An 8,523-nucleotide genomic window follows, 5' to 3' on the forward strand; every position below is an offset into this window, starting at 1 on the left:
GCGCATCTCGTGCTCCGAGACCAGCGCGCTCTGCGCCGCGATGTCGGAGTCGAGGGCATCCAGGTCTCCGCGGGCACGCACGACATCACGGGCTGCGGCGGTCGCGGCATCCTGCGCATCGCCCAGCCCTGCGGCGATCTCCTCGATCTCGTCTCGGACGTCGTCGATCGTCGACTGCGACACCGTCGCGCGATCGGCGAGGTCTTCGTCGGGGCGGTCGGAGAGCAGCGCGAGCCGCTGCCCGGCGAGCGAGTAAAGGCCGCGCACGCGCTCCTGCACGCGCTCCAGGGCGAAGGCGACCTGCCGCGCCTCGTCCACGCCTTCGGCGCGCTGCGCTGCTTCGAGCCCTTCGATCCGCAGGCGGCTGTCGTCCAGCTGCTCCTGGAGCACCAGCCGCTCGGCGTGCCGCTCGTGCTCGCTGCGGGCATGATCGGCGAGCTCGGTGCGCAGCCCGACCAGCTCGTCGGCGAAGAGTCGCGCCTTGGCATCGCGCACGACGGCGGCGATCGTCGCCGCCTCGCGGGCGATCTCGGCCTGACGGCCCAGCGGCTTGAGCTGGCGCCGCAGCTCCCCCGCCAGATCGCTCAACCGGGTGAGGTTGGCTTCCATGGCATCGAGTTTGCGGAGCGTCTTCTCCTTGCGGCGCCGATGCTTGAGGATGCCGGCGGCTTCCTCGATGAATCCGCGGCGCTCCTCTGGGGAGGCCTGCAGCACGCTGTCCAGCCGGCCCTGGCCGACGATGACGTGCATCTCCCGGCCGAGACCCGAGTCGCTCAGCAGCTCCTGCACGTCCAGCAGACGGCAGGTGTCGCCGTTGATCGCGTACTCACTGGCGCCGTTGCGGAACAGCGTGCGACTGATGGTCACTTCCGCGTACTCGATCGGCAGTGCGCCATCGGCGTTGTCGATCGTCAGCTGCACTTCGGCGCGGCCGAGCGGACCGCGGGTCGCKGTGCCGGCGAAGATGACGTCCTCCATCTTGCCGCCGCGGAGGGTCTTCGCACCCTGCTCGCCCATCACCCAGGCCAGGGCGTCGACGACGTTCGACTTGCCCGAGCCGTTCGGGCCGACGATGCACGTCACCCCTGGTTCGAAGGCGAAAGCGGTCGGCTGGGCGAACGACTTGAACCCTTTGAGCGTCACGCTCTTCAGGTGCATGCGATGCGTCCTCCAGCCCGGTCGACTACCGCCATACGCTACCCGAGGCGGTGCTCCCTGCCGTGCAGGCGAGCCGAGGACGGGAGGATGCCGCGGCACACTCGTCACCACGCATTCTGAGAATCTGCTTGACGTCCGCCTCCAGACCGCGCTAGTCTCACTCTCCGCATCCGAAGTTTCGAGAGGAGGTCCCCGATGAAGTTCATGAACACGTTCGAAAGCACCGCCCCAGCTGGCGGTGTGTTCCGTGCGCGCACTCTGGGGACCGGCTCCTTCGGCGCCTTCCAGAACGGTCGCACGCACACCGCCAGCTGACCGGCTGCAGGCCAGGACTCCGCCCATCGAGGCTGTGGTCCGCCCGCACCGCTCTCCGCGCGAGAGCGGATCGCCGGTCTCCTCGCTGTTGCCCGTCGTGCTGCGGCACGGCACTCCCCTGCCGGATTCCATCGGGACCGGCCGCCCGACTCGTCCGGGTCCGGGCATCCATCACCCGTTCTGAAAGAGAACCATCATGAGTACACTCCTTGCGCCGCAGCGCCCGTCGGGAATCCCCGATACGCAGCGGCTGACGAGCCGCCCTCCGCACGTCTCCCTGGCCGATCGCGTCGCACTCCACATCGGACTGCGGCTCGTGCTCTGGAGCACCAGGACTTCCCGGCTCGCACTCGATCGCGAACAGCATTCGCGGTCGTACCGCACACAGGCAGACACCGTCGCGCGCGAGCACCGCTTCGCACGCAATGCCCTCGTGGCCCCTCGGTCATGACTGCCGTCCAGGGGTCCGTCGCCCGCTCGCCCGAGCGGCGTACCCCCACCCCCACAGATCCACCACCTGCCGAAGGACCCCTCATGACCACCGCACTCACCGGCGTCGAATTCCGCCCTCTCGTCATCCCCGATTCCGTCGACACCGCCGACGCCGCCGACTTCCGCGAGATGGTGCGGGTCCGCAACCTCGTGTACCGCGAGATCTCGGGGCACGACGACGGATCCGTGCCCGCCGACGAGCTGCTCCCCAACCTCCAGCCCGACCATTACCGGCTGCTCGTGATGTKGGTCGTCATCGACCACGATCGCTTCGCCGGCCGGGTCATGCTCGAGCTGCCCCAGGAGGGCGAATCGAAGGTCGCCCAATGGCGCATCGAGACGCTTCGCGAGTCCTGGGGCCGCGGCATCGGATCGGCGGCGTACGCGCTCATCGAGCAGACAGCCCGAGAGCACGGCCGGACGATCCTGCAGGCCTGGGCGGAGCATCCGGCCGCCCCCGGCCCCCGGATCGCGGCGCCCACCGGCTTCGGCGACATTCCCGAGGATCACGCCGCGCGGTTCTTCCTGCGGCACGGCTACACCCTCGAGCAGGTCGAGCGGAACAGCGCGTTCGACCTCACCGGGTCGTTCGAGCAGGTCGACCGGCTGCGCGCCGAGGCAGCAGCCGCATCCACCGGCTACCGGGTTGTGCAGTGGTTCGCCCCCACGCCCCCCGAGTTCGCCCTGGGCTACGCGTGGATGAAGTCGCGCATGATCACCGACGCACCCTCCGCCGGGCTCGAGTTCGACGAGGAGGTGTGGGACGCGGCGCGCATCGCACAGCACGACGCGAAGTACACCGATGTGGGCCGGCGCATCCAGGTGACGGCGGCGCAGCACATCGCCACCGGGGAGCTCGTCGCTTTCAACGAGCTGGTCATCGGCAAGGATCCCACCGAGGCCACCTACCAGGAGGACACGCTCGTGCTGAAGGACCACCGCGGTCACAAGCTCGGCACCCTCGTCAAGTGCGCGGGACTGGCGTCGTGGCGCGAGATCGCGCCGCAGTCACCCCGGGTGCTGACGTACAACGCAGAGGAGAATCGCCCCATGCTCGACATCAATGAGGCGATCGGCTTCGTGCCGATCGCGTACGAGGGCGCGTGGAAGAAGGTGCTCGATGACTGAGCTGACGGATGCCGCAACCCTGACGATCTCGCGGATCACTGTCCCGGAGAGTCTGGATGCGGCGGACGCGGGTCCGTTCCTGGAGATGGTGCGCCTCGCGAACGCGGTCTGCGTCGCCGATGCCGGCCACGACTACCTGAACGAGACGGCCGAGGAGGTCTTCGGCTTCTGGCAGGACCAGTCCGACTGGACTCAGATCGGCATCGCCGCGGAGCGCGACGGGCAGATCCTGGGGTTCGTGAAGATCATGATCTCGAACGAGGACGATGTCAGCGCCCTCGAGTTCGACCCCATGGTCGACCCCGAGCACTGGGGAGAGGGCGTCGAGGAGGCTCTCCTCGCTGCGGTCGAGGCGGAGGCCAGGGCCCGCGGCATCCGCACGATCCAATCGTGGACGCTGCATCGGCCCGACACCCAGGGGCAGCGCTTAGCGCCGCCGACGGGCTTCGGCGCGATCCCMGCGGACGATCGGCAGACCGTGTTCATGCGCGAAAGCGGGTTCACCCTCGAACAGGTCGAGCGCAACAGCGTGTTCGATCTGCGGGGTCCGTTCGAGATCGTCGAGCAGAAGCTCGCCGACGCGGTGCAGGCCGCCGGCGAGGACTACCGGCTCGTGTCGTGGACCGCTCCGACGCCCACCGAGTACCTCGACGGATTCGCCGCGGTGCTCGCGCGGATGTCCACCGACGCTCCTGCGGCCGGGCTCGTGATCGATGAACAGCACTGGGATGCCGCGCGCGTGCAGCGTCGGGACGCCCGCCAGACGGCCCAAGGTCTGACGGTGTCGGTCGCGTGTGTGCAGCATGTGCCGACCGGCACGATCGCGGCCTACAACGAGTTGGCGATCGCCGAGCACGATGGGGCGACCCAGCAGTACGGGACGCTCGTGCTCCGGGATCACCGCGGCCACCGGCTGGGCACGATCGTGAAGTGCGCCAACCTGCTGCGCTGGCGCGAGCTCGTGCCTGATTCGCCGCGCGTGTCGACCTTCAACGCCGAGGAGAACCGGCACATGCTCGACATCAACGAGGCCATCGGCTTCGTGCCGGCGTCCTATGCGGGGGCGTGGAAGAAGGTGCTCAGTCCGGATGCCGCGCCGACCGCTGACAGTGTGGACAGAAGTGACTCGACCGGTTCATGAATGACACGCGTACGATCGGGCGGCCGCAGCGCGCGCACGGCTCGCCCGTCCGGCCGTACGCGTTCAGGGAGTGCTCGAAGTAGCCGGCCTGGCCGTTGACGTTGACGTATTGGGCGTCGAAGCTGGTGCCGCCCTCGGCGAGGGACTTCTGCAGGATGGCACGGACCTCGGTCAGCAATCGGCGGGCCGTGCGGGTGGAGAGATCCCGGGCGCGCGTCTCGGGATGCACCCGCGCGGCCCAGAGCGCCTCGTCGGCGTAGATGTTGCCGACCCCGCTCGCCACGGTCTGATCCAGCAGGACGCGTTTGATCGCCGAGTCCTTGACCCCGAGCAGGCGCCGAAAGCGGTCGTCGTCGAACGCGGGGTCGAGTGGGTCGCGCGCGATGTGCGCCACCTGGCTCGGCACCGATGCGAGCTCGGTTCCGAGCCCGCCGGGCGCGGCATCCGTCGTCGTCTCGAGCGTGTCGAGGGCGAGCGAGCCGAACGTGCGCTGATCGGCGAAGATCAGCGCGAGCTCGCCGTGCTGGGGGTGGTCGAGGTGCACGCGCACGCGCTCGTGCCGCTCCAGCGGCGCCCCAGGCGGACGCAGCAGCAGCTGCCCGCTCATGCCGAGATGACCGATGATCGCGTCCACCGGCTCGCCGCCGGCGACCGCCTCGAGCGGGAGCCAGAGGAATTTGCCGCGGCGGGCGGCGGAACGGATCAGCCGTCCGGTGAGCGCTGCCTCGAACTGCGCGCCGTCGCCCTCGTACCGGGTCAGCGCGCGCTCGTCGAGCACCGACACCCCGGCGATCGAGGCGCCCGAGACCGCCGGGGCGAGCCCGGCACGCACCACTTCGACCTCGGGAAGCTCAGGCACGCTCGCTGAGCTCGCGCCAGGCCGTGAGGGCTGCGGCCATCTCGGCGTGCTTCTTGCTCGTGCCGACTCCGGATGCCGAGACCGTCCCCACGCTCACGGTCGCGGTGAAGACCCGGTCGTGGTCGGGCCCGGCGGAGACCACCGAGTAGAGCGGGGCGGCCGCGCCGATGTGCGAGGCGAGCTCCTGGAGGCTCGTCTTCGGATCCATCGCGGCACCGTAGCGCTCGGCGTCGGCGAGCAGCGGCTCCACGAGGCGAAGCACCAGGGCGGTCGCGGCATCCGGTCCCACCGAGAGGTAGGTCGCCCCGATCAGGGCTTCTACCGTGTCGGCGAGGATCGAGTCCTTGTCGCGTCCTCCGGTCTGATCCTCACCGCGCCCGAGCAGGATGTGCTCGCCGAGACCGATGCGTCGGGCGACCGCGGCGAGTGCGACGGTGGACACGACAGCGGCGCGGCGCTTGGCGAGCGATCCCTCATCGAGGTCGGGATGCTCGGTGTAGAGCTGGACTGTGACGGCCTGCCCGAGCACCGAGTCGCCAAGGAACTCGAGGCGCTCGTTGTGCGGGCTCTGACCGTGCTCGTACGCGTAGGAGCGGTGTGTCAGGGCAAGCGAAAGAAGCTCGGGATCGATGACGACCCCGAGCTTCTGCGCGAGGGCAGCGCCCTCGAAATCAGTCACGCCTTGCAGGCGATCAGACGTCAGCGACCTTGCGGCCCTTGTACTCGAGGAACAGCTCGGTGCCCTGCGAGTCGGTGACGACCTTCGCCTGGTGGGGGCGGCTGTAGACGACCTTGCCGTTCTCGACAGTGGTGGTCAGCGTGATGGGCGCCGCCTTCCACTGTGCGCGACGGGACCGGGTGTTCGAGCGGGAGACCTTCCGCTTCGGGGGGTTACCTGCCATGGCTTACTCTCTTCCGTGTTCTCGACGCTTCAGCTCGCGCCCGGCGGGCGCAGCGCTTCATCGTCGTGGTCTGTGGTGTAGCCCTGGAGCGCCGCCCAGCGAAGGTCGGTGGGTCCGGACTGCTCTGACCCGGCGCTTTCGGCCAGCCGCTCGCCCGTGACCGGATCAAGGCCGGGGCAATCCGGCTGACACACCGGTTGAAACGGGAGCGACAGGACTATCGCATCCCTGACCAGAGTTTCAAGATCCACGTGGTTGTCTTGAACCTCGAAGTCAGCTGCTTCCACTCCAGGATACGCGAAAAGCTCCTGAAACTCGACTTGGAGCGGCTCTGCAATGTCTGTGAGACACCGGCTGCAGATCCCGGAGTACTTCGTGACGACCTCACCGGACGCGAGGATCCCCTCGTGAACCGACTCCAGCCGCACGTCCACGCGCACCGATTCGCCTTGAGCGACAGCGACGAGGCCCTCGCCCCACTTGGCTGGAGCGGGTACGTCAAGCTCGTGCTCACGCATTTCGCCTGGACGATGGACGATGTCTCGGACCACGATGTCGAGAGGGCCCGTTCGATGTCTTGCCACGATCCCCAATGCTACCGGGCGCATTCACCGCGAGGCTGAGCGCGCGGTCAGGCTCCTGGGGTCAGTGCGAGCCGGTGCCCAGGAAGCGCGCCACCGCGGCCGGCACGAACGGCGAAACATCGCCGCCGAGCCCGGCCACCTGACGCACGAGCGAGCTCGAGACGAGGGCGTGCGCGGGGTCGGGCAGAAGGAACACCGTCTCGACGTGGGCGAGGTGGCGGTTGACGATCGCCATCGGCGTCTCATATGCGACGTCGACCTGGGAGCGGATGCCTTTGACGAGCACGCCTGCGCCGACCTCGGTCGCGTAGTCGACCAGCAGTCCCACGCTCCACGAGGCGATGATGACGTTCCCGTCGATGTTGCTCTCCGCGAGCGACTGCTCGAGCAGCGCGAGGCGCTGCGCGATCGGCAGCATCGCCTCCTTGCCCGGGTTGTGCACCACCAGCACATGCAGCTCGTCGTAGAGCGAGGCAGCCCGACGGATCACGTCGAGGTGCCCGAGAGTCGGCGGGTCGAACGACCCCGGAACGACGGCGATCCTGCTGCTCATGCCCACAGCCTACTGAGCGACGGAAGAGTGCCGCGTCAGCTCTTGGCGAGGGCGGCACGCTCGATGATGCCCACCCGGCGCTCGATCGCGGCGGCGACACCGGGGTGACGCTGCAGCGCCGGATCCTCCTCCAGCACGCGTTCGGCCGCAGCTCGCGCCTCCGCGATGAGATCGGCGTCCTTGACCACGCGGAGCAGGCGCAGCGACGAGCGCGCACCGGACTGCGCGTCACCGAGGACGTCGCCCTCGCCGCGCAGCTCGAGGTCGACCTCGGCGAGCGCGAAGCCGTCGAGGGTGGCGGCGACCGCCTCCACCCGCTCCCGCGCGGAGGTTCCGACGCCGGCCTCGGTGACGAGCAGGCACAGCCCGGGCACCCCGCCGCGGCCGACTCGGCCCCGCAGCTGATGCAGCTGCGACACCCCGAAGCGATCCGCCTCCAGGATCGCCATCGTGGAGGCGTTCGGCACATCGACGCCCACCTCGACCACGGTCGTGGCCACCAGGACGTCGATCTCGCCGCGGGCGAATGCCTGCATGACGGCATCCTTCTCGTCCGACGGCATCTTGCCGTGCAGGATCTCGACCCGTATTCCTTCGAAAGCCGGATGCCGCGACAGGTGGTCCGCCGCCTGCACGACCCCCCAGCGCGTTCGCGTGGGCAGCTCGGCGTCTTCGACCGGCTCGTCGGCGGTGTCGTCGCGCGTCGCCGCCTCTGCGTCGATGGCCGGGCAGACCACGAACGCCTGATGTCCTTTCGCGACCTCTTCGGCGATGCGCTCCCAGACGCGCGCGAACCAGCCCGGTCGCTCCGCGAGCGGGGTGACGAACGTCTGGATCCCGGCGCGCCCCGCGGGCATGGTGCGGATCGTGGAGACGTCCAGATCGCCGAAGACCGTCATGGCGACCGTGCGGGGAATGGGCGTCGCGGTCAGCACCAGCGCATGCGGGGCCGAGCCCTTCGCGCGCAGCGATTCGCGCTGCTCCACGCCGAAGCGATGCTGTTCGTCGACGACCACGAGTCCCAGATCGGCGAAGGTCGTCGATTCGCTCAGCAGGGCGTGCGTGCCGACGACGATCCGCGCCTGACCGGCGGCGACGCGCAGCGCCGCACGGCGCCGGTCGGCCGCAGGCATCTGACCGGTGAGCAGCGTCGGCATGAGCTCGGGCGCGAGGTCGGGCCCGAGCATTCGCGCGATCGAGCGCAGATGCTGCCCCGCGAGCACCTCGGTAGGCGCGATCAGCGCGGACTGCCCGCCGCTCTGCGCCGTCTGCAGCATGGCCCGCAGCGCTACGAGTGTCTTGCCCGAGCCGACCTCACCCTGCACGAGCCGGTTCATCGGCCACCCGCCGACGAGGTCGCGTTCGATCTGCGCGCCCACCGACAGCTGGTC

At 69.3% G+C, this 8,523-nt stretch carries 9 protein-coding genes; 2 read left to right on the plus strand and 7 right to left on the minus strand.

Going from position 1 to position 8,523, the window contains the following annotated elements; genetic code table 11:
* On the minus strand, window positions 1-1,158 hold a 1,158-nt coding region (locus AC1DVT_RS15325; protein ID WP_477389878.1), incomplete at its 3' end, for a chromosome segregation SMC family protein.
* Between the two features lie 849 nt (window positions 1,159-2,007).
* On the opposite strand from AC1DVT_RS15325, the gene AC1DVT_RS15330 reads away from it, so the two are divergent.
* Window positions 2,008-3,093 (plus strand): GNAT family N-acetyltransferase, encoded by a 1,086-nt coding sequence (locus AC1DVT_RS15330; protein WP_477389879.1) that lies wholly within the window; start codon window positions 2,008-2,010, stop codon window positions 3,091-3,093.
* A complete protein-coding gene (locus AC1DVT_RS15335) occupies window positions 3,086-4,234 on the plus strand; it encodes a GNAT family N-acetyltransferase (protein ID WP_477389880.1) in 1,149 nt (382 codons plus the stop codon). Before AC1DVT_RS15330 ends, AC1DVT_RS15335 begins: the two co-directional genes overlap by 8 nt.
* Here the strand turns inward: AC1DVT_RS15335 and mutM are convergent.
* The 6 genes from mutM to AC1DVT_RS15365 all read right to left on the minus strand — a co-directional run.
* Window positions 4,173-5,093, minus strand: a complete 921-nt coding sequence (gene mutM / locus AC1DVT_RS15340; RefSeq protein WP_477389881.1) for a bifunctional DNA-formamidopyrimidine glycosylase/DNA-(apurinic or apyrimidinic site) lyase — start codon at window positions 5,091-5,093, stop codon at window positions 4,173-4,175. The genes AC1DVT_RS15335 and mutM overlap by 62 nt on opposite strands.
* Window positions 5,086-5,772, minus strand: coding sequence for a ribonuclease III (gene rnc, locus AC1DVT_RS15345; RefSeq protein ID WP_477389882.1), 687 nt, complete (start codon window positions 5,770-5,772; stop codon window positions 5,086-5,088). Before rnc ends, mutM begins: the two co-directional genes overlap by 8 nt.
* Window positions 5,773-5,785: 13 nt before the next feature.
* The gene (gene rpmF / locus AC1DVT_RS15350; RefSeq protein ID WP_028495421.1) at window positions 5,786-5,995 is read right to left on the minus strand and encodes a 50S ribosomal protein L32; all 210 of its coding nucleotides are present in this window, start codon (window positions 5,993-5,995) and stop codon (window positions 5,786-5,788) included.
* A 29-nt stretch (window positions 5,996-6,024) separates the two neighbouring features.
* Window positions 6,025-6,513 (minus strand): YceD family protein, encoded by a 489-nt coding sequence (locus tag AC1DVT_RS15355; protein WP_457098369.1) that lies wholly within the window; start codon window positions 6,511-6,513, stop codon window positions 6,025-6,027.
* Between the two features lie 127 nt (window positions 6,514-6,640).
* Window positions 6,641-7,132: a pantetheine-phosphate adenylyltransferase gene (gene coaD / locus AC1DVT_RS15360; protein ID WP_477389883.1), complete on the minus strand. Its 492-nt coding sequence runs from the start codon at window positions 7,130-7,132 to the stop codon at window positions 6,641-6,643.
* Window positions 7,133-7,167: 35 nt separating this feature from the next.
* The coding region (locus AC1DVT_RS15365) for an ATP-dependent DNA helicase RecG (RefSeq protein WP_477389884.1) at window positions 7,168-8,523 on the minus strand (1,356 nt) is incomplete at its 5' end.

The organism is Microbacterium sp. P2_F9, assembly GCF_056403635.1.

What these genes read in the sequence shown, in the direction of transcription:
- rpmF (WP_028495421.1), bottom strand. Translation starts at nt 5,995, where the DNA reads ATGGCAGGTAACCCCCCGAAGCGGAAGGTCTCCCGCTCGAACACCCGG.
- AC1DVT_RS15355 (WP_457098369.1), bottom strand. Translation starts at nt 6,513, where the DNA reads ATGCGTGAGCACGAGCTTGACGTACCCGCTCCAGCCAAGTGGGGCGAG.
- coaD (WP_477389883.1), bottom strand. Translation starts at nt 7,132, where the DNA reads ATGAGCAGCAGGATCGCCGTCGTTCCGGGGTCGTTCGACCCGCCGACT.